This is a genomic window from Bacillus sp. FSL E2-8887, assembly GCF_038007205.1.
Lineage (GTDB): Bacteria > Bacillota > Bacilli > Bacillales > Bacillaceae_G > Bacillus_A > Bacillus_A mycoides.
In genome coordinates this window covers 4,576,125-4,596,885 of sequence record NZ_JBBOWS010000001.1, presented here as the reverse complement: position 1 = coordinate 4,596,885, position 20,761 = coordinate 4,576,125, and the positions used below count along the sequence as shown (strand labels likewise).

General features: G+C 35.6%; 28 protein-coding genes and 1 riboswitch. Of the genes, 27 read left to right on the top strand and 1 reads right to left on the bottom strand.

What is annotated here, in order from left to right:
• Nucleotides 1-127 precede the first annotated feature (127 nt).
• From NSQ08_RS23805 to NSQ08_RS23765, 9 genes are all read left to right on the top strand, one after another.
• Nucleotides 128-1,912: an acyl-CoA dehydrogenase family protein gene (locus NSQ08_RS23805; RefSeq protein ID WP_016102228.1), complete on the top strand. Its 1,785-nt coding sequence runs from the start codon at nt 128-130 to the stop codon at nt 1,910-1,912.
• A 139-nt stretch (nt 1,913-2,051) separates the two neighbouring features.
• Entirely contained in the window at nt 2,052-2,774 is a 723-nt protein-coding gene (locus NSQ08_RS23800; RefSeq protein WP_340779217.1) for an MBL fold metallo-hydrolase, read from the top strand.
• Between the two features lie 3 nt (nt 2,775-2,777).
• A complete protein-coding gene (locus NSQ08_RS23795; protein ID WP_002034616.1) occupies nt 2,778-3,335 on the top strand; it encodes a TetR/AcrR family transcriptional regulator in 558 nt (185 codons plus the stop codon).
• Between the two features lie 98 nt (nt 3,336-3,433).
• A complete protein-coding gene (locus NSQ08_RS23790; protein WP_002129765.1) occupies nt 3,434-4,000 on the top strand; it encodes a hypothetical protein in 567 nt (188 codons plus the stop codon).
• 463 nt (nt 4,001-4,463) lie between these two features.
• Nucleotides 4,464-5,177, top strand: a complete 714-nt coding sequence (locus NSQ08_RS23785; RefSeq protein ID WP_002143644.1) for a CPBP family intramembrane glutamic endopeptidase — start codon at nt 4,464-4,466, stop codon at nt 5,175-5,177.
• Nucleotides 5,178-5,320: 143 nt separating this feature from the next.
• Nucleotides 5,321-5,506 carry a hypothetical protein gene (locus NSQ08_RS23780; RefSeq protein ID WP_001180552.1) on the top strand — a complete coding sequence of 62 codons (186 nt, stop codon included), beginning with the start codon at nt 5,321-5,323 and terminating at the stop codon, nt 5,504-5,506.
• A gap of 13 nt (nt 5,507-5,519) precedes the next feature.
• Nucleotides 5,520-5,768, top strand: a complete 249-nt coding sequence (locus NSQ08_RS23775; protein ID WP_002034620.1) for a spore coat protein — start codon at nt 5,520-5,522, stop codon at nt 5,766-5,768.
• Between the two features lie 247 nt (nt 5,769-6,015).
• On the top strand, nt 6,016-6,966 hold the full coding sequence (locus NSQ08_RS23770) for an L-lactate dehydrogenase (RefSeq protein ID WP_002034621.1): 951 nt from the start codon (nt 6,016-6,018) through the stop codon (nt 6,964-6,966).
• A 22-nt stretch (nt 6,967-6,988) separates the two neighbouring features.
• Complete coding sequence (locus tag NSQ08_RS23765; protein ID WP_002143642.1) at nt 6,989-8,002, top strand: PTS transporter subunit IIC; 1,014 nt, start codon at nt 6,989-6,991, stop codon at nt 8,000-8,002.
• A 53-nt stretch (nt 8,003-8,055) separates the two neighbouring features.
• Here the strand turns inward: NSQ08_RS23765 and NSQ08_RS23760 are convergent, their stop codons facing one another.
• Nucleotides 8,056-8,703, bottom strand: a complete 648-nt coding sequence (locus NSQ08_RS23760; RefSeq protein ID WP_002129758.1) for a phosphatase PAP2 family protein — start codon at nt 8,701-8,703, stop codon at nt 8,056-8,058.
• A gap of 144 nt (nt 8,704-8,847) precedes the next feature.
• On the opposite strand from NSQ08_RS23760, the gene NSQ08_RS23755 reads away from it, so the two are divergent.
• From NSQ08_RS23755 to sufC, 18 genes are all read left to right on the top strand, one after another.
• Entirely contained in the window at nt 8,848-9,375 is a 528-nt protein-coding gene (locus tag NSQ08_RS23755) for a hypothetical protein (protein WP_012261939.1), read from the top strand.
• 55 nt (nt 9,376-9,430) lie between these two features.
• Entirely contained in the window at nt 9,431-9,583 is a 153-nt protein-coding gene (locus tag NSQ08_RS23750; RefSeq protein ID WP_002034624.1) for a hypothetical protein, read from the top strand.
• A 350-nt stretch (nt 9,584-9,933) separates the two neighbouring features.
• Nucleotides 9,934-10,767, top strand: a complete 834-nt coding sequence (locus NSQ08_RS23745) for a WXG100 family type VII secretion target (protein ID WP_002143638.1) — start codon at nt 9,934-9,936, stop codon at nt 10,765-10,767.
• A gap of 15 nt (nt 10,768-10,782) precedes the next feature.
• Nucleotides 10,783-10,974, top strand: a complete 192-nt coding sequence (locus NSQ08_RS23740; protein WP_340779206.1) for a hypothetical protein — start codon at nt 10,783-10,785, stop codon at nt 10,972-10,974.
• A gap of 14 nt (nt 10,975-10,988) precedes the next feature.
• Nucleotides 10,989-11,252: a DUF4176 domain-containing protein gene (locus NSQ08_RS23735; protein WP_002143636.1), complete on the top strand. Its 264-nt coding sequence runs from the start codon at nt 10,989-10,991 to the stop codon at nt 11,250-11,252.
• A 116-nt stretch (nt 11,253-11,368) separates the two neighbouring features.
• Nucleotides 11,369-11,758, top strand: coding sequence for a hypothetical protein (locus NSQ08_RS23730; RefSeq protein WP_012261937.1), 390 nt, complete (start codon nt 11,369-11,371; stop codon nt 11,756-11,758).
• 620 nt (nt 11,759-12,378) lie between these two features.
• Nucleotides 12,379-12,621, top strand: a complete 243-nt coding sequence (locus NSQ08_RS23725; RefSeq protein WP_002143630.1) for a DUF3937 family protein — start codon at nt 12,379-12,381, stop codon at nt 12,619-12,621.
• A gap of 607 nt (nt 12,622-13,228) precedes the next feature.
• On the top strand, nt 13,229-13,594 hold the full coding sequence (locus tag NSQ08_RS23720) for an arsenate reductase family protein (protein ID WP_002129756.1): 366 nt from the start codon (nt 13,229-13,231) through the stop codon (nt 13,592-13,594).
• Nucleotides 13,595-13,635: 41 nt separating this feature from the next.
• Nucleotides 13,636-14,019 carry a glycine cleavage system protein GcvH gene (gene gcvH, locus NSQ08_RS23715; RefSeq protein WP_000026895.1) on the top strand — a complete coding sequence of 128 codons (384 nt, stop codon included), beginning with the start codon at nt 13,636-13,638 and terminating at the stop codon, nt 14,017-14,019.
• Between the two features lie 103 nt (nt 14,020-14,122).
• Nucleotides 14,123-14,308, top strand: a complete 186-nt coding sequence (locus tag NSQ08_RS23710; RefSeq protein ID WP_340779196.1) for a hypothetical protein — start codon at nt 14,123-14,125, stop codon at nt 14,306-14,308.
• 329 nt (nt 14,309-14,637) lie between these two features.
• Complete coding sequence (locus NSQ08_RS23705; protein ID WP_000640865.1) at nt 14,638-14,982, top strand: toprim domain-containing protein; 345 nt, start codon at nt 14,638-14,640, stop codon at nt 14,980-14,982.
• A gap of 3 nt (nt 14,983-14,985) precedes the next feature.
• On the top strand, nt 14,986-15,294 hold the full coding sequence (locus NSQ08_RS23700) for a thioredoxin family protein (protein ID WP_002015940.1): 309 nt from the start codon (nt 14,986-14,988) through the stop codon (nt 15,292-15,294).
• 152 nt (nt 15,295-15,446) lie between these two features.
• On the top strand, nt 15,447-15,791 hold the full coding sequence (locus tag NSQ08_RS23695; RefSeq protein ID WP_002015939.1) for a hypothetical protein: 345 nt from the start codon (nt 15,447-15,449) through the stop codon (nt 15,789-15,791).
• 125 nt (nt 15,792-15,916) lie between these two features.
• Nucleotides 15,917-16,024, top strand: a riboswitch (SAM riboswitch).
• A gap of 308 nt (nt 16,025-16,332) precedes the next feature.
• Nucleotides 16,333-17,358, top strand: coding sequence for a methionine ABC transporter ATP-binding protein (locus NSQ08_RS23690; protein WP_061673671.1), 1,026 nt, complete (start codon nt 16,333-16,335; stop codon nt 17,356-17,358).
• A complete protein-coding gene (locus NSQ08_RS23685; RefSeq protein ID WP_002129754.1) occupies nt 17,351-18,016 on the top strand; it encodes a methionine ABC transporter permease in 666 nt (221 codons plus the stop codon). The genes NSQ08_RS23690 and NSQ08_RS23685 overlap by 8 nt, the downstream gene beginning before the upstream one ends.
• 22 nt (nt 18,017-18,038) lie before the next feature.
• Complete coding sequence (gene metQ, locus NSQ08_RS23680) at nt 18,039-18,851, top strand: methionine ABC transporter substrate-binding lipoprotein MetQ (RefSeq protein WP_002015935.1); 813 nt, start codon at nt 18,039-18,041, stop codon at nt 18,849-18,851.
• Between the two features lie 71 nt (nt 18,852-18,922).
• The gene (gene metQ / locus NSQ08_RS23675) at nt 18,923-19,729 is read left to right on the top strand and encodes a methionine ABC transporter substrate-binding lipoprotein MetQ (protein WP_002089377.1); all 807 of its coding nucleotides are present in this window, start codon (nt 18,923-18,925) and stop codon (nt 19,727-19,729) included.
• A 237-nt stretch (nt 19,730-19,966) separates the two neighbouring features.
• Nucleotides 19,967-20,752: a Fe-S cluster assembly ATPase SufC gene (gene sufC, locus NSQ08_RS23670; protein ID WP_002034576.1), complete on the top strand. Its 786-nt coding sequence runs from the start codon at nt 19,967-19,969 to the stop codon at nt 20,750-20,752.
• Nucleotides 20,753-20,761 lie beyond the last annotated feature (9 nt).

Below are 20,761 nucleotides of genomic sequence, written 5' to 3'. Positions count from 1 at the left end.
CGCTCAGAACAAGAGGACGCTAAAGCAAAGAATGGAAGCAACAAAGGTTTATAAAAAATAAAATTGAGAGCCAGCTTCTTTCAAAATGAGAGAAGCGGCTTATGAAAATATGAAGGAGGAAATTTTCATGGAAAAAACAGTAGGAAATGCGGTTAAAGGCGGTAGCTTTTTAGTAGAGGAAATTACAATTGATCAAGTGTTTACGCCAGAAGATTTTTCATCTGAGCATAAAATGATTGCAAAAACGACAGAGGACTTTATCGTAAATGAAGTTCTTCCAGAGCTTGAATATTTAGAGCAACACGAGTTTGATCGTTCTGTTCGTCTTTTAAAAGAAGCTGGTGAACTTGGTTTACTAGGCGCTGACGTACCAGAAGAGTACGGCGGAATTGGTCTTGATAAAGTAAGCTCAGCGTTAATCGCAGAGAAATTCTCGCGCGCTGGTGGTTTTGCAATCACTCACGGTGCTCACGTTGGTATCGGATCTTTACCAATCGTATTATTCGGTAACGAAGAGCAAAAGAAAAAGTATTTACCATTACTTGCAACTGGTGAAAAATTAGCTGCATACGCATTAACAGAGCCAGGTTCAGGATCTGACGCATTAGGTGCAAAAACAACGGCACGTTTAAATGCAGAAGGTACACATTACGTATTAAATGGTGAAAAGCAATGGATTACAAACTCTGCATTCGCTGACGTATTTATCGTATACGCAAAAATTGATGGAGAGCACTTCTCAGCATTTATCGTAGAGAAAGAATATGCTGGTGTATCTACAAGCCCAGAAGAAAAGAAAATGGGTATTAAATGTTCTTCAACTCGTACGTTAATTTTAGAAGATGCATTAGTACCGAAAGAAAACTTACTTGGTGAAATCGGTAAAGGTCATATTATCGCGTTCAACATTTTAAATATCGGCCGTTATAAATTAGGTGTTGGTACAGTTGGATCTGCGAAACGTGCAGTAGAAATTTCAGCACAATATGCAAATCAACGTCAACAGTTCAAACAACCAATCGCTCGTTTCCCATTAATTCAAGAGAAGCTTGCGAATATGGCAGCGAAAACATATGCAGCTGAAAGCTCTGTATACCGTACAGTAGGTTTATTCGAAAGCCGCATGAGCACATTATCTGAAGAAGAAGTAAAGGACGGTAAAGCAGTAGCAGCTTCTATCGCTGAATATGCAATCGAGTGCTCTTTAAATAAAGTATTCGGTTCTGAAGTACTAGATTATACAGTAGATGAAGGTGTTCAAATTCACGGTGGTTACGGATTTATGGCAGAATACGAGATTGAAAGAATGTACCGCGATTCTCGTATTAACCGTATTTTCGAAGGAACGAACGAAATTAACCGCCTAATCGTACCAGGTACGTTCTTACGTAAAGCGATGAAAGGTGAATTACCGCTTCTTCAAAAAGCACAAAAATTACAAGAAGAGTTAATGATGATGATGCCAGAAGAAGTAGGCGATGAGCCATTAGCACTTCAAAAATATTTAGTAACTAACGCGAAGAAAATCGGCTTAATGGTAGCTGGATTAGCAGCTCAAAAATACGGTAAAGCATTAGATAAAGAGCAAGAAATTCTTGTGAATATCGCTGACATCGTAAGCAACCTATACGCAATGGAGTCAGCTGTTCTTCGTACAGAGAAAGCAATTAAAACAACTGGTCTTGAAAAGAATAAACAAAAAGTGTTATACACTGAAGTATTCTGCCAAGAAGCATTCAACGAAATCGAAGCAGATGCGAAAGAAACACTTATCGCAGTTGAAAATGGCGACATGCTGCGCATGATGTTATCATCATTACGCAAATTAACTCGCCACACACCACTTAATGTAATTCCGAAGAAACGTGAAATTGCTGCGAAAATTTTAGAAGATGAGCGTTACACAGTTTAATAGCTGTAAAGAAAAGTAGTCGTATAAACGGCTACTTTTCTTTTTTTTTGTAAAAATGAAATTTTTAGTGACACAAAACTAATACCATTAGTATAATAAAACTAATGGTATTAGTTTTCGTGAAAAGGGAGATGAAAATATGAGAATGATGCATGAAAAAACGGTATATCAATTGTCATTTTTGCCAAGAGTGTTTCCTGTGAATTGTTACTTTGTGGAGGAAGAAGATGGTTTAACTTTAATTGATGCGGCTTTGCCATATAGCACAAAAGGTATTTTACAGGCGGCTGAGAAAATAGGGAAGCCAATTACTAAGATTGTATTAACACATGCGCATGATGATCACATCGGTGCATTAGACGCGTTAAAGGAAGTACTTCCTAATGTTCCAGTCTATATTTCTAAGCGGGACGCAAAGCTGTTAGAAGGAGATACGACGTTACAAAAGGATGAACCGAATATACCGATAAAAGGCGGTGTACCTAAAAAGGTAAAAACGGTACCTGATGTTTTATTGGAAGATGGCGACCGAGTTGGATCGCTTCTTGCGATTATGACACCGGGACATACGCCAGGATCCATGTCGCTTCTTGATGTACGAAATAAAGCTCTTATTGTCGGGGATGCCTTCCAAACAAGAGGGGGTATGGCTGTTTCGGGGCAAATGAAATTTTGGTTTCCGTTTCCTGCAATGGCAACGTGGAGCAAAGAAATATCATTACAAAGTGCAGAGAAGCTAAGCGAATATGAGCCTTCCTTACTTGCGGCAGGACATGGGAAAATGATAAAGGATCCAGGCACTGTCATAAAACTTGCTATTAAGGAACCTAAGCGGAATATAGAAAGTAGGAAAGAAGGTTAATTTATGTCACCGAGAATCGGACTTACATTACAGAAAATTGTAGAAACAGCGGCAGAGATTGCAGATATAAATGGAATACAAGAAGTAACGTTAGCTTCATTAGCGCAAACATTAGGGGTACGTTCACCCTCGCTATACAATCATGTGAAAGGTTTACAAGATGTACGGAAAAATCTTGGTATGTACGGAATAAAACAGCTGCATAACAGACTGGAAGAAGCTGCTGAGGGTAAATGTATGGACGAAGCAATTCATGCTTTAGGAGAAGCGTATGTCGCATTCGTACGCAAACATCCTGGATTATATGAAGCAACTTTTTTACGAGAGGAAGAAGTAAGAAAAGCAGGTGACGGAATTGTAAAGCTTTGTCTTCATGTTTTACAACAATACGGCTTAGAAGGAGAGAATGCACTTCATGCGACACGTGGATTCAGAAGTATTTGTCATGGATTTGCGTCGATTGAACAGCAAGGTGGATTTGGTTTGCCGCTAGATTTAGATACAAGTTTACATGTATTATTGGAAACGTTTATTAAAGGATTACATGTAATGAGAGATTGAATAGGAAGCAAAAAAACGTGAATTTGTTACTGATCATGCTTTTTGTATAGTAGGCTGCGGTTTGCTGGAGACAAGATTACAAAAGGATGTGAAGTGAACTGTTTGCAGGACATTTTGGCTTAGCGGCAGTAGTGAAAACAAAGTCACCTAAACTACCACTTTGGGCTCTCATGTTAAGCACACAATTATTGGATGTCATTTTTTTACCGCTTTATGTTTTAGGAGTAGAGACAATTGAACCTATTAATAGTAATGGTTATGGTGAAGCGATCATTCACGCGGATTATTCACACTCTTTAATAGGAGCACTGTTTATTGCTTTTGTTGCAGGAATGGTGGGTATGATGTTTTGGGGCAAGCGGAGTGGCTTTGTTGTTGGGGCTGTAGTTTTTAGTCATTGGATTCTTGATTTACTTGTGCACCGTGCTGATTTGCCGCTACTTCCAGGGAATTTCGGAGACTTACCTATGCTAGGTTTTGGGTTGTGGCGATTTCCGGCTATTAGTATCATATTGGAATGTATTCTTATTGCGGTGGGTGGCATATTATACTTCAGATTTACCGTTTCCAGTGCGGGCGAACAAAAGAAATTTATAGCAAGAGTAACCGGCGGATTGGTAGTTATATTATTAATTCTTTCGTTACTTATAAGTATGGCGTTTTGAGTATGAATAGTCAGAAACCTTAGAAGCGATTCTAAGGTTTTTTAGTGCATATGATTCCAAAAGAACGGTAGGCTTTTTCTCATTAAATGATATTATCTTGCAGGTTTGAAAAATGTGTATATGGCTAAGGAAAAGCAAACGAAAATAAATGCGATAGGGTCTTGATAGGGATTAGGTTCAGAGCCCTTCTGGATTTCTGTAAGGAAGTCATGTGTTTTCATGTTCATTTCTCCTTTAATTAATAAGTTTTATATGATGCGAGGGTTATGGTGGATAGATAAGAAATTTTTGGAATTCCATCTAATAATTATTCTATAGTAATCTAGTTCCAAAAACTATATAATACAAAGCTTTCATAATATGTAAAATTGCATATTATTCTTTTTGAAAATCTTGTTATATTATCTATATATTTGTATTAATAGTTTTTTGTTAAGGGAATGAAAACAAATGGAGGAATAGTATGAGAAAAACAGTGTTAGACGCGTATAATGCAGAAAGAGAAGTAGATAACATAACATATAAAAATCTAGTTGTAACGATTGCAAGCATTCTAGGGTTCTCACTCTTAGGGGGATTATTCCTTGCTTTAGCCCTTGGAATTTTTGGAGAAGAGGTATTACGTGCTAATTTAGAGGGATATTATTTACTTCTATTTGATGCAGCTGTTGTTACTATTGTTTTATTTGCTTATAAACCAGTGCTTCATTTTATTAAGAACATTTGGGATGTATCTGTTTTAAAAAATGGGAAAACCTACTTGTATTTATTAATAGGTTTTATCATCATTGCATTAACTCAGTATGTAATGTTAGAGTTGTTTAACTTTGAAAGTGCAGAGCAGCAACGAGATCAATTAGGGAGCTTAGGACTTCAAAATAGTCTACAAAGTATTATATATGTGTTAAGTGTTGCTATAATTACACCAATTAAAGAAGAAATTTTATATAGAGGTATTTTGTATCGATTTTTTGAAAAGAAATATAGTTTTCTAGTTGGTACCATTATTTCTTCCTTCATCTTTGGGATTCTTCATGGTGGTTTTCCGATTACGGCAATGATTATGGGGATTGTATTTGCTATGTTATATAAGAAAACACAATCTATTGTACCTAGCATCATTTTACATATTGTATGGAACCTACTTGTGAGTATAAGTATGATTGTTTCTTTATAAAATTGAATGAATATTTAGTAGAAAAGATGAATGGCCTAGCTATTCATCTTTTATTTTGTTTATATGTGGGAAAAGTTAATGAATACAATCCAAAAAGAACCAAATACTAATGATGAATGAACAAAGAAAGGCGGGTATGTTATATGCAAAATTTAACAGAGCTTGAAGTTGAAAACTTACGTCATTTAATTGGTGGACATGCGACGATTATTAACAAATTGGAACAGTATGCACAGGCTTGTACAGACCCACAGCTAAAGCAAATGCTACAAAAGGATGCACAAGATGCACGAAATACGAAACAACAATTAATGACTTTTCTAGGATAGGAGGAAGAGAGAAATGAATGAAAAAGATATGGTAAATGATTATTTAGCAGGGTTAAACTCAAGTTTAACAAGTTATGCAAATTATATTTCTCAGTCTGATAATGAACAGTTACATCAAACGTTAATTCAAATTCGTAATCAAGATGAATCCCGTCAACGTAATATGTATGAATACGCAAAGCAAAAAAGTTATTATAAGCCGGCAGCGCCTGCTAATCCAATGATTGTACAGCAATTGAAAAGTCAATTAAGTGCGGAATAGTGTGATGAAAAAAACGAGCGAATGGATTCGCTCGTTTTTTTGTTTGGTATATGTCAATAAATACATAAAAAATATTTTTCCGGTTGTAACAAATATGATGAAAATGTAATATAACAATTCACAAAAAGGACAAAAACTTTGCTCAATATTTCACAAAGTATCCATGGTTTTTATCGTGAGAACCTCTATAATTAGGGGTGTAAAGAACGAAAGAAATAGACTACATGATCAATTAGGAGAGATTGCTATGAATAGAAACACAAGAAAAATTGCAATTATCGGTACTGGATTAGTTGGATCAAGCTGTGCGTATTCCATTGTAAACCAAGGGATTTGCGAAGAGCTATTGTTAATTGATATAAATCATGAACGTGCAGTTGGAGAAGCGATGGATTTATCGCACTGCATTAACTTTACAAATACAAGAACAAAAGTATATGCAGGAAGTTATGAAGACTGCAAAGATATGGACATTGTCATTATTACAGCAGGACCAGCGCCGAAGCCTGGACAAAGTCGTTTAGACACTTTAGGAGCCAGCGCTAAGATTATGGAGGGTGTTGTTGGCGGCGTAATGGAAAGTGGATTTGATGGTATTTTCTTACTCGCATCGAACCCAGTTGACATTATTACATATCAAGTGTGGAAGCTATCTGGATTACCTAGAAATCGTGTGATTGGTACAGGTACATCACTAGATTCTTCTCGCTTAAGAACAATTTTATCTGAAATGTTACATGTAGACCCTCGTAGTATTCATGGGTATTCATTAGGAGAACATGGTGATTCTCAAATGGTTGCTTGGTCTCACGTAACTGTTGGTGGAAAGCCGATTTTACAAATTTTAGAAGAGAAAAAAGACCAATTTGGTGAAATAGATTTAGATGAAATTGTTGAGAAGACTGCAAAAGCTGGATGGGAAATTTATAAGCGCAAAGGAACTACTTATTACGGAATCGGAAATTCTTTAGCTTATATTGCGCGCTCAATTTTCAATGATGATCACCGTGTTATCGCTGTTTCAGCTATTTTAGATGGTGAATATGGCGAATACGATATTTGTACAGGAGTACCAGCAATTATTACTAGAGACGGTGTAAGAGAAGTGGTAGAACTAAACTTATCAGAAGATGAAGAAAGTCGCTTTGCAAAATCAAACGATGTTTTACGCGATTATATGAAAACAATTGGTTACTAAATTATAGGAGAAGGTGAAACAAATGAAGGAATATATAATGTCTCGTGTGTTTAAAGCTTCTGCCGGAATCGCACAGGGTATTTTCGTATCCCTTGGAATTGGTTTACTAATCGAAAATATAGGAAGAATTGTTGATATCCCATTACTTATTACAATCGGAGTTGTTGCAAAATCACTTATGGCACCAGCAATTGGAGCCGGGATTGCCTTTATGCTCGGTGCAAACGGACTCGTAATTTTCTCAGCAATGGTAGCTGGAGCAATTGGAGCAGGTTCCATTTCAATTACTGAAGCTGGTCTCATCATTAAAACAGGTGAACCAATCGGTGCATTATTAACAGCGACTTTAGCAGTTTATATTGGTAAACGATTAAGTGGAAAAACTGCTTTAGATATGATGCTCGTTCCATTTGCAGCAATATTAGGTTCTGGTTTAGTCGGTATTTGGTTAGCTCAAAATATTAGCCCAGTTTTAAATACAGTTGGAGCATTCATTAAAGATAGTTCAGCTGGTAGCCCGTTTATCGCTTCTATCGTGATTGCTGTAGTTTGGGGATTGTTACTTATCTCTCCAGCTTCATCAGCTGCGTTAGCGATAGCGCTTAGCTTAGATGGTGTTGCAGGCGGTGCAGCACTTGCAGGATGTGTTGCTCAGTTTATCGGATTCTCTGTTATTTCAGCGAAAGAGAATAATTTAGGTGGCATATTAGCTCAGGCACTTTGTACTCCAAAAGTACAGTTGCCGAACATTACTAAAAATCCAATGATTCTCATCCCAACTGTCGTCGCCAGTGCTATAGTGGGCCCAGTATCAGCATTAATTTTCCAACTGGAAGCAGGAAAAGAAATTGCAGGTCTTGGATTAAGCTCTCTTATCGCACCAATTAATTTAATTTCCAGCCAAGGGTGGGAAGTTGTCCCAGCGATGGTAATCACTTATATCATCATTCCAGTAGCTGTTTCTTATATACTGTACATTGCTCTTAAAAAAGCAGGTCGTATTCATTCTGGTGACATGACTGTACCACAATCTTAATTTGAAAATCTCCTTAATATAGAGAAAAGCAGACTGAAGCCACAGTCTGCTTTTTACATTTTTTGATTTTGTTTTACTGGAACACGTACGGTTTCTTTTGCTAATAACAACTGAACGCCGAAGTAAAGTACGCTTGCAAGCGTCATTCCAGAAATGGCGTCTACAAATGCATGCTGCTTCGTAAATAATGTTGATAAAATAATAAGCGTACCGAAGAAAGTAAGGATGTAATATTCCAAAGTATGCTGTTCTCTACGCTTAAAGGCAGCTAACATAATTACAAATGTCGTAAGGACATGAATGCTTGGGAAGCAGTTTACTGGATGATCAATACTATAAATATAGCGGACTAGTTCGGAAAATACATCTGTTCCAACGACGGTTGGGCGTGGTACAGTTGTCTGCCAAAAAAAATAAATCGAAAAACAAGCAAGTTTTCCAAGAATTACACTACTTAAAGTGACATAATATTGCTTTCGATCAGCAAAACAGTAATAAATAAGTGCACCGTATAAGTATGGAAACCAAAGTAAGTAAGGAATAATAAATGCTTTCACAAATGGAATCCAATCATCTACTACAGTTGTGACATCTACTGCGTGAACAGTAGATTTATTTAATACATCGTAAAGGGGACTTACGAGTACGAGTAGAAGTATATAACTTAACGGAAGAAGAGATGAAAGTTTAAATTTCTTCATGATAATCTCCTATGTTTTAGTAATGTAAATAAATTCAATTGATTATAATATAGAAAATCCAATTGGGCTATCGATTTTGCTTACATTTTCTTGAATTCACCTTACATTTTTGTCACTTGACTTAAAAGAGGGGGAGGGTGCTATATGAAGCGTTCATTTTATTTCTTAGTTTTTATATTGTTATGCCTAGTGAGTACTGGGTGTGCAAAGGATAAAGAAGGAGAGAAATTAGAATATAACGGGAGAGCACTCGTAATTGGAGTTGTTGGTGAAAAGCCGAAAGATACGTTTAGAAATATAAAGTTTGAAAATGTGAAGTTAGAGGAATTGGAAAAGAAATCTAAGGAAGTGGATGGTTTTCTAATAATGAAAGATCACTTTCAAGAAGCCTCAACAGAGCAGTATAAAGATGTATTTTCATCGCTAAAGAAACCAGTATTTTTTATTGGTTTACAAGATAAATCATATTCAACTTTTATTACAAAAGGGATAGAGTATAACAGTGCACGAAAAGATGTAAATGCTATGTATACGCAAGGTTTTGCAAATATCGGAAGTGGTGAAGGACAACAATGGGCAGTTGGTTTATCGAATGGTGGAAATACAGAAGAAAGTATTCATAATATGTATATCGTAGTATTTCAAACAATTGCAGATTATTTGAATAGATAATGAAGGAGCCTGTAAACGAGGCTTCTTATTTTTTTATGTAGAAGCATATAACAATGTGATTGAGAAGCTCACGCAAGCTTTACAACGTATGCCAGATGCATTCGCGGCTGTAATGATACCGATTTATAATTTTATATCAGCTATTGCAGATTTAATTATAAAATTTAATAAAGCGCATCGAGTATTAGCTCGTTTTATCAAGGGATGATAATGTTAGTTCCACATCTCCCCCCTTGCGATTGGTATTGGTTTGTGGGCAAGTATGCAAGCAGCTTTAGCTTTATTATGGTAGGTAGAGCCAGGAACGAGGATTCTCCTTTATTTTGCATGCAGGAATCGGTTATATAGTGGTTCAAATGATTCCATTGTTTATAAAATTGCTAAAGATATATAGATTACTTTTTTATTTGGAGGAATTCCCTAACTATCATGGAATACAATCATCAAAAATTCTAAATAATATAATTTTTACCTTGATTTTTTTGGGAAAAACAGTAATTATATGAATGTGTAATTCTAATGTTAAATTAGGAACCATAGAAATAAGGGGGGGTATAAATGGGAGAGATCAAGGTTACTCCAGAGGAATTAAGAAATAGGGCAAAAAATTTTAAATACGCTAGTGCTGAAGCAACTGATCGTCATAATAGGATTCTTTCAGAATTGTTGAATCTTCAAATGAGATGGATAGGAGCTTCGAGTTTATCTTTTTATAATGATTTGCCTACTTTAACCAAAGCTTATGAATCTTTTAATAGTCATTTGAAAAATATTGAAGAAGAATTAGTGCGTATTGCCCTTAAGTTTGAAACAACGGATAATAATGGAGTTAATATGACTAGTGGTGCTACTGGATTAAGTACTGCCGGATTAAGTGCTGCTGGATTAGGTGCTGGATTAGGGATTAATAATAAAGTTAATTTACAATCAATAACTGATTTGTTAAGTACCAAGTCTAAAGAAGGCTATTTATATAATGAAAGAAGTGGCCCGTTATATGCTAAAGCTATAGGTGGTGAATTGAAAGCTGGAGCAATTATTGGAGGCAGTGCCTCATATAACACTGTAAAAGTAGGTATTGAAGGTTCAGTAAATATTGATGGAAGAGATTTAAAAGGAGAAGCAAGTTTAAGCATGGCAAACGCGGAAGTTGCTGCTAAAATAGATAAAAATGGCTTTGAACTTGGGGCGGAGGCCTCTTTAGCAAAATATGAAGCGGGGATAGATATACCTATACCATTTACAGATCATGATTTACATCTTGGTGGTTCAGCCTCACTTGGACAAGCCGGTGGTTCACTAAAGGTAAGTTCAAGTGGATTTAAAGTGAATTTCCCTTGGGGACCTGGAGCTAGTCCTGTGGGTACAGGTGTTGAAGTAGAGATAAAGTAAAAAGGAGTATCTTTTATGACTTTAGAAAGTTTGAAAAAAATTTTAACAATTCTTTTTGTTATTTGTTTTTTTGGTACTATTATTCTTACAATGTTTGATGCTACATATAATTTAAAAGAAAAAGTAATCTTTTCATTGATATATTTAATTACAGTTCCTATTAGTTTTTTAATTTTATATAAAATAGGTAAATTTTTCATTAAATAAAGAGGTGAATTAAAATGGAGAAGGTAGAGAAAGACACATTACTTCCGATTGGTTCAGTTGTGAAATTTAAAACATGGGAACAGCCATTAATGATATATGGTAGAAAACAAGAAGATTCAAAAACTAAGAAAACTTGGGATTATGTAGCTTGTTATTATCCTATCGGAAATATTTCAACCGAATATAATATGTTTTTTAATCATGAACATATATCAGAGGTGATTTTTACTGGATATGTAAATGAAGATGAAATGAAGTTGCGTGAAGATTTAAAATAGCATTATTGATTTTACAACTATAATAATTATAATATATTCACTAGGGTATATTATAGTTATTATAGTTTTTTTGAATGTAAATAGGAGGATATTTATTGTGAGGATAAGGGGGAATGATGTTGAAAACTATTAAAAATACATTATTATTTATTCTATGTTTGGTAGTTCTTAGTGGTTGTTTTACAAGAGAGGGAACGATTGTTGGTGGTAAGGTTCATGGAGGTTCAAATAGTATAGATGGAAAGTATAAAAGTTTCACAGGTTTTGCCACTCAAGATATGGATGTAAAAAAAGGTGAAAGCTGGATATTTTCCTTTGATGATAAAACTAAGCAAGGAACCATAAAGGCTTATGTTTTAGATTCAAATGATAATACAATACTGGAAGTTAATAGTGGAAACAGTAAAAATAATATTAAAGTGTCTAAAGATGATACATATAAAGTTAAAATTATAACAGAAGAACATGGTGGAGAATTTGAAATATCATGGAAAAAAGAAAAGTAGTTAAGTTAATGAGTATCGGGCTATTATTATGTTCTTAGGATTCGGATATCTTCCAAAGAGATGGGGAAAAAGGAAATTTTCAGAAAAGTTTCTGCAAGCAAAATTTGCTGATGAAGGAAAAGGGATTTTGATTATTACTTATGCTATAGATTTATATGTAATATCTATTCCTTTAAAAGTAAAGAAATATAATTCACTTTAATTTCTATTGAATATAGAAGTGATTATGCTATGAAAGTCATGTTTATGCATGGCTTTTTCTTTGCAGTAATTTCTTACCTGTCGGTTCTATCGCATCCGTTGTAGCGTTATGTGGCGGGATATTCATTATGGGTGGTAGCCAGGAAAAGGGATTTCCCCTTATTTCAAGGACTGGGATTGGCTATATAGTGGTTCAAATGATTCCGTTATTTATGCGATTAATTGTCGGGATTGCTAAAGCTATTTTGTCCTACACTTGTAGGGCTTTTTTATTAACAGTAATTCCTCAATATTCACGAAATATGCAAATGTGCATATTGTATTTATTTGGATTTTATTCATGTTAAAATTACATATAAAGATTTTTATATGTAATGAACTGAAAGCAGAAATATCCAATGAATTTTGAGAGGTGTTACATGTTTAAAAATAAGAAATTGATTCAATTTGGTCTAACATTACTTGTATGTTTATGTGTAATTGATTTTACAATCAGTTATTTTCAAGCGTATCTTGAATCAGCCGCAGGTATTAAATGGGTAATATCAGAAACTTGGAGAACTATTTTGTTAGATGCCCCTGAAAGTATATTGGTTATTTTAGGCGCAGTTGCTTTATATGATTTCACAAAAGAAACATTGCCAAAAGACGCATCACTTTAAATGCGTCTTTTTTTATTTCATTCAATTAGCAATTTCATGGATAGTAGTCTTGCTGTAAAAGCGGAATAAGAAGCCCTAATTAGGGCTTTTTTCATTGCAGTAATTTCTTCAACATCATGGAATACTCTCACTATTACGGCCAAAATCGTTAGTTCCTTTTATCTGTACGCCTTTGTCATTTAAAGTGTTTCCGGGTTCTGTGATTATAGGCTGAAATGGTTAAATAAACGTTTGTTTAAGAGGTATGTTCGGTAGGAAGAAACCGATGCAACTCAAAGGTTAACAAAGAAAAGTAGGAAATTAATCAAACGTTTGTTTAAGATGTATGTTCGGTAAGAAGAAACCGATACAGCTCAAGGGCTAACAAAGAAAAATAGGTAGTTAATCAAACGTTTGTTTAAGATATATGTTCGGCGTGGGATGAGAAAAAATTTTAAAAAAATTATATATTTATTTTTTCTTAATAAATGGCGGAAAAATAAGAAAAATTAGCAGGATTATTAAAAATTATCACGAAATAAGTAAAAGTTTAGCGAATAATCGTTTGAAATAATAAAATGTTTTCTATATGATAAAGGTAAAGGTTAGTAAAAAAGTAGGTGAATTTATGACAGTAACATTTTATTCATATCCAAAATGTGGCACATGTCAAAAAGCAAAGAAATGGTTTGAGGCAAACGATGTAGCATATGAGATGATTCATATTGTTGAAAATCCACCGTCAAAAGAAGATTTACGTAATTTACATGAGAAAAGTGAATTACCATTAAAAAAATTCTTTAATACAAGTGGAATGCGTTACCGCGAACTTGGTTTAAAAGATAAGTTAAAGGATGCAAGCGAAGACGAAATGTATGAGCTTTTAGCATCTGATGGCATGTTAATTAAACGTCCAATTGTAACAGATGGAACGAGTGTAACACTTGGTTTTAACGAAGAGCAGTTTGAAAGTGTGTGGAAAAAGTACCAATAAGGTATTTTTACATAATTAATACATTCACTGGAGGTACAGTCATGAGCATTCCAAATAATTTACGTTACTCTGAAGAACACGAATGGGTAAAAACAGAAGGTAATGCGGTTGTTATCGGTATTACTCATTTTGCGCAAGGTGAGTTAGGCGATATCGTATTCGTTGAACTTCCTGAAGTAGGTGCAACAATCCAAGCTGACGAGCCATTCGGAAGCGTAGAATCTGTTAAAACAGTTTCTGAACTATACGCACCTGTAAGTGGTAAAGTTGTAGCAGTAAACGAAGAATTAAGTGACCAACCAGAACTAGTTAACGAATCTCCATACGAGGGTGCATGGATGGTTAAAGTTGAACTTTCTGATGCAAGCCAAGTTGAGAAGTTATTAACTGCAGAAAAATATGCAGAAATGACAAACCAAGACTAATTATAGTCGAAGAAAAAGGACAGCCTTTGTGCTGTCCTTTTTTATGTTGTGTACATAATGAATTTAAAAACATATATATTAATTATTATGTAGGAGAACGTTTTTGAAAAACTTTTTTCATGGAGGCTTCATGCTGATCGAGCGGCTTGCGCTTTTCGTTGTGATCCAGCTCCAGCGACTAGATTGTTCGGTGGCTTCGCTTCTTCCTACAAGGCAAAAAGCGCCTTTACGTCAGAAGCTCCATCCCCCTCACAATCTGAGCGAGCCGCTTGCGCTTTTCGTTGTCTAGCTCCACCTCCTAGCCCTTCATGTCTAAGAACCTTCCGTACGAGAAGACAAAAAGCGTCTTCTGTACGAAAGAACCTTAGCCAACAGGGCTAAACAGTCGGTTCCGCTTTTCGTTATTGTCCAGCTCCAGCGGCTAGATTGTTCGGTGGCTTCGCGTCTTCCTGTGAGGCAAAAGGCGCCTCTACGTCAGAAGCTCCATCCCCCTCACAATCTGAGCGAGCCGCTTCCGCTTTTCTTTTGCAAAAATAAACAGGAAACAACATGAAAATAACGAATATACTATATACTAAGTTAAAGGTTGTATAGTATATGGTGATCGGGTGATGACATATGATTTATGTGGAAAAAGTCATTATTGTAGAAGGTAAATCGGATAGAAGAAAGATTGAATCTATTATTCGTGAACCAGTGGAAATTGTTTGTACAAATGGTACAATTGGTTTGTCGAAAATGGATGAGCTCATTGATCAATTTTTTGATAAGGACGTATATGTGCTAGTGGATGCTGATGATGCAGGAGAAAAGTTAAGGAAACAATTCCGAAAAGAATTTCCGCAAGCAGAGCATATTTATATTGATCGCTCGTATCGCGAGGTGGCGACTGCACCTTCTTCACATTTAGCAAATGTATTATGGGGAGCAGACATTGACGTTTATACAGAATATTTACGGTAAGGAATGATAGAAGTGATTGATTGGACAGGTGCCGAAGCTACAGCCCTAATAGGAAATGAAGAAAAAACAGTGTTATATGTGTATACACCAATGTGTGGAACATGCCAATTGGCAAAGAAGATGTTAACGGTCGTTGAGATGACGATTGAAGATTTGAAAATTGGAATGTTAGATTTAAATTATGCCCCGCATTTAGCGAAAGAGTATGGGATAGAAAGTGTACCGTGTTTACTTATTTTTGAAAATGGGACACTGATGAAGAAAATATATGCATTTCATTCGGTTGAATATTTATATACGGAATTAAAGTAGGCGGCAAAGTTTTTGCCGCCTCGACATATTTCTTGGGAAATATGTCGACATGCGTGATAGATACAGTATTTGTCGAGCGAAAATAACAGGATTGCCCTTTAATAAGAGGGAATGGTATGTAATAGAAAGTGATATGAGGGATGTGGTTTAGGATGAAATTATATTCTTTGCTTCAATCATTTGTAAATTACGCTAATGGTCAATATCATTTAGAACCGCTTTTAAGGCAAGGAGAAAGAACTGTTAATTTTCGTTTTGGAGATGAATGCTGTTCGTTACAAATTTCAAGAGATTATATAGAACTTTTGAAAGAGGCGAGAGGAACGGAACAAATCGTTTGTTTAGAGGAAGAGGATGTACAAAAATTAGTGACTGGAAATATGAGGTTGCAAAAGTTAATGAGTGATGGACGGGTACAATATTCTGGAACGTATCGAACGATGTTATTAGTTGAATCGATGTTTCATATATGTAAACCGATGTCAGTCGGAGCTTAAAATTCTGAAGTTTCTTTTTTTGTGAAAATTTCTGTTGACAGAGCGTGTGGATATTGATACAATTCAATTCATAAAATATAGACAATTTCATAAATTTTAAATCAGACGAAAATTTAATCTGATTTCTCTTATTAAGAGAGGTGGAGGGACTGTGCCCTGTGAAGCCCGGCAACCGTCAACTTATGTTGAAATGGTGCCAATTCCTGCAAAGCAAATGCTTTGAGAGATGAGAGAGAGGGATAATGTTGTTATATACGCATATAAACCTTTCTGCTTCTCTAGAAGCGGAAAGGTTTTTTGTTGTTTGAATACGGAGGAAATTCAAATAATAAGAGGAGCTATAACGATGGACTACACGCATGAAAAATAAAAAAATGCGGAGTCTATCCAAAGTTTTATGAAATCTAGCTCCAGCGGCTAGAACAGTCGGTCGTTTCATCCCTTCCTATGAGGCAAAAAGCGCCTCTACGTCTGGGATTCCAACGCCCTCTTGTTCTAAGCGAGCCGCTTGCGCTTTTTATTTAAAAAAGGGGTGAACATCATGATTTTATTAGAAAATGTAAAGAAAATATATAAGGCAAAAAGCGGTGATGTCACTGCTGTAGATAACGCCAACTTACAAATAGAGAAAGGCGAAATATTTGGTGTTATTGGATATAGTGGCGCTGGGAAAAGTTCGTTAATCAGATTGTTTAATCAGTTAGAGAAACCAACTTCTGGCCAAATTACAATTGCGAATCGTGTGATTTCAGCGATTACTGGAAATGAACTTCGTAAGGCAAGACAAGAAATCGGAATGATTTTTCAGCATTTCAACTTACTTTGGTCACGAACTGTGCGTGAAAATATCGCATTCCCACTTGAAATTGCAGGTGTCGATAAGGCGGAGAGAAGAAAACGTGTCGATGAGTTAATTCATCTTGTTGGATTAGAAGGAAGAGGAGACGCGTACCCATCTCAGCTAAGTGGTGGACAAAAGCAGCGCGTCGGGATTGCAAGAGCGTTAGCAAATAATCCACAAGTACTTTTATGTGATGAAGCAACGTCAGCTCTTGATCCGGAAACGACAGATCAAATTTTAGATTTATTGTTAGATATTAATAAGCGTCTCGGCTTAACAATTGTATTGATTACGCATGAGATGCACGTTATTCGCAAAATTTGTAATCGAGTTGCTGTAATGGAGAAAGGGAAGATCGTAGAAACAGGTCCAGTACTTGACGTATTCCGTAATCCACAGCAAGACATTACAAAACGATTTGTACAGCAGTTAACTGATTCTGAAGATACGAATGAAACGATTGAAAGTTTAATAGAAAAGTATCCAGATGGAAAAGTAATTCGTTTGCAGTTTGTCGGTGAAGCGGTAGAAAGACCGGTACTTCAAAGGTTAATGCAGCGCGGTGATATAGAAGTTAGCATTTTGCAAGGAAATATCGCGCAAACGAATAACGGCTCTTACGGAAGTTTAGTCGTTCATTTAAATGGTGAAGAAACAGCGATCCAGCAAGCAATAGAAGGGATTCATCAAGATCAAGTAGAGCTGGAGGTGATTGCACATGGATAAGTTAATCGCAAATATTGATTGGAATCAAATGTTAGAAGCAACTGGTGAAACGTTATATATGACGGCAATCGCAGCGCTTGCCACATTTGTTTTAGGACTTATTTTAGGACTATTACTCTTTATGACAGCGAAAGATAATTTATGGGAAAATAAAGCGATTAATACGGTGATTGGAGCGTTCGTAAACATTTTCCGTTCTATACCGTTCATCATTTTAATTATTTTATTAATCCCGTTCACAAAGATTCTTCTTGGAACAATACTCGGAGCGAGTGCAGCGCTGCCAGCTTTAATTATTGGAGCGGCACCGTTTTACGCGAGAATGGTTGAAATCGCACTTCGTGAAATTGATAAAGGTGTAATTGAAGCTTCAAAAGCGATGGGAGCAAAAACAAGCACAATTATTTTGAAGGTGTTAATTCCAGAATCGTTACCAGCGTTAGTATCTGGTATTACGGTTACGACTATTGCTTTAGTCGGCTATACAGCAATGGCAGGTGTTGTTGGTGCGGGTGGTCTTGGAACACTTGCTTACTTAGAGGGATTCCAGCGTGGAAATAACGATGTAACAATCGTTGCGACAATTTGTGTATTACTCGTTGTATTTTTAATTCAGTGGATTGGTGATAGTTTAACGACTCGAATAGATAAAAGATAATGAAAACAGGGGGATATTTCAAATGAAAAAATTATTACTTACAGCACTTATTTCAACTTCAATTTTTGGGTTAGCTGCTTGTGGCGGGAAAGATAAAGATGAAAAGAAACTTGTTGTTGGTGCTTCTAACGTACCGCACGCTGAAATTTTAGAAAAGGCAAAACCGTTACTTGAGAAAAAAGGAATTGAGTTAGAAATTAAAAAATTCCAAGACTACGTGTTACCGAATAAATCGTTAGCAGATAAAGAATTAGATGCAAACTACTTTCAGCACATTCCGTATTTAGAAAAAGAGATCAAAGATAAGAAATATGATTTTGAAATAGCAGGAAAAATTCATTTAGAACCGATTGGTGTGTATTCTCAAAAATATAAGAGCTTAAAAGAACTTCCAAACGGGGCGACAATTATTATGAGTAATTCTGTTACTGATCATGGTCGTGGTTTAGCAATTTTACAAAAAGAAGGCATTTTAAAAATTAAAGACGGAGTAGAGCCAGTTAAAGCAACTCCAAAAGATATTGCGGATAATCCGAAAAACTTAAAGTTCAAAACAGATATCGAGCCTGGTTTATTGCCACAAGTGTATAACAATAAAGAAGGCGATGCGGTTCTAATTAATTCTAACTATGCAATTGATGCGAAATTAAACCCAGAAAAAGACGCGATTGCAATTGAAGGAAATGATTCTCCATACGCAAACGTAGTAGCTGTTCGTAAAGGCGATAAAGATAAAAAAGAGATTAAAGCTCTTATAGAAGTACTGCATTCTAAAGAAATTGAAGACTTTATTACTAAAGAATATAAAGGGGCAGTTGTTCCTGTAAAAGAATAATTGCGGAAAAAGGGCTGGTGTATGCCGGTCCTTTTTTTACTACATAATTATAGGGGAGAAGGGGACATCATATGAAAAAGATTCTATTGTCAGTTGTTACAGCACTGTCTGTATTTACATTAGCTGCTTGCGGGGGGAAAGATGAGAATAAGCTTGTCGTTGGCGCTTCTAATATACCGCACGCTGTTATTTTAGAAAAGGCACAGCCAATATTAGAGAAAAAGGGCATTAAGTTAGAGATAAAAAAATTCCAGGATTATGTTTTACCAAATAAGGCATTAGCTGATAAAGAAATCGATGCAAATTATTTTCAACATATCCCTTATTTAGATAAAGAGATTCAAGAAAAAGGATACAAAATTGTAAATGCAGGAAAAATTCATTTAGAGCCAATGGGCATTTATTCTAAGAAATATAAAAGCTTAAAAGAACTTCCAGATGGCGGAACAGTTATTATGAGTAATAACGTAGCGGAGCGTGGCCGTATGCTCGCATTGTTACAAAAAGGCGGCGTTATTAAATTAAAAGACGGTGTAGATGTTGTTAAAGCAACAGTAAAAGATGTTGTAGAAAATCCGAAAAATTTAAAGTTTAAAACAGATGTAGAACCTGGACTTTCACCGAAGCTGTACGAAAACAATGAAGGTGATGCTTTATTTATTAATTCAAATTACGCAATTGATGCGAAATTAAATCCAACAAAGGATGCAATTGCAATTGAAGGATCAGACTCTCCTTACGCAAATATTATCGCAGTTCGTAAAGGTGACGAGAAGAAAAAAGAAATTAAAGAGCTAGTAGAAGTGCTACATTCAAAAGAAATTCAAGATTTTATTAACAAAGAATATAAAGGTGCTGTACTTCCTGTGAACGAATAGGTGCTGGAAAGGGCTGGGAATAACCCAGTCCTTTTTTCTTTATATATATAAGAAGAAAGGTGTATCATAAGAGGATGTAAAGGAAATACTTATATACATTTGTGAAAAAATTGTTACATTTTCTTAGTGTTTGCGATATCATTTTATTTGCTATAAGATTAGAATGAGAATAAAATGAGAATATGAACGTTTTAGTAATTTTTAAAATGTATATAGAGGATTAATGGAGGTATTGAGATGGCTGGTTCTACATTAACGGTTAAAGACTTACACGTATCAATCGATGGCAAAGAAATTTTAAAAGGTGTAAACCTTGAAGTAAAAGGTGGAGAAATCCACGCAATTATGGGACCTAACGGAACAGGTAAATCAACTTTATCTTCTGCGATTATGGGTCACCCAAAGTATGAAGTAACAGAAGGTAGCATAATCATCGACGGTGAAGATGTATTAGAAATGGAAGTAGATGAGCGTGCGCTAGCAGGTCTATTCTTAGCAATGCAATATCCAAGTGAAATTAGCGGAGTAACAAACGCGGACTTCTTACGTTCTGCAATTAATGCACGTCGTGAAGAAGGCGATGAAATTTCTCTTATGAAATTTATCCGTACTTTAGATAAAAACATGGAATTCCTAGAAATGGATCCAGAAATGGCACAACGTTACTTAAACGAAGGTTTCTCTGGTGGAGAGAAAAAACGTAACGAAATTCTTCAATTAATGATGATTGAGCCAAAAATCGCAATCTTAGATGAAATCGACTCAGGTCTTGATATCGATGCATTAAAAGTTGTATCTAAAGGTATCAACCAAATGCGCGGCGAAGAGTTCGGTTGCCTAATGATTACGCATTACCAACGTTTATTAAACTACATCACTCCAGACTTCGTTCACGTTATGATGAACGGTCGTATCGTTAAATCTGGTGGCCCTGAGCTTGCACAACGTCTAGAAGCTGAAGGTTACGACTGGATTAAAAAAGAATTAGGTATTGAAGACGAAACAGCAGAGCAAGAAGCGTAAGAGAGGAGC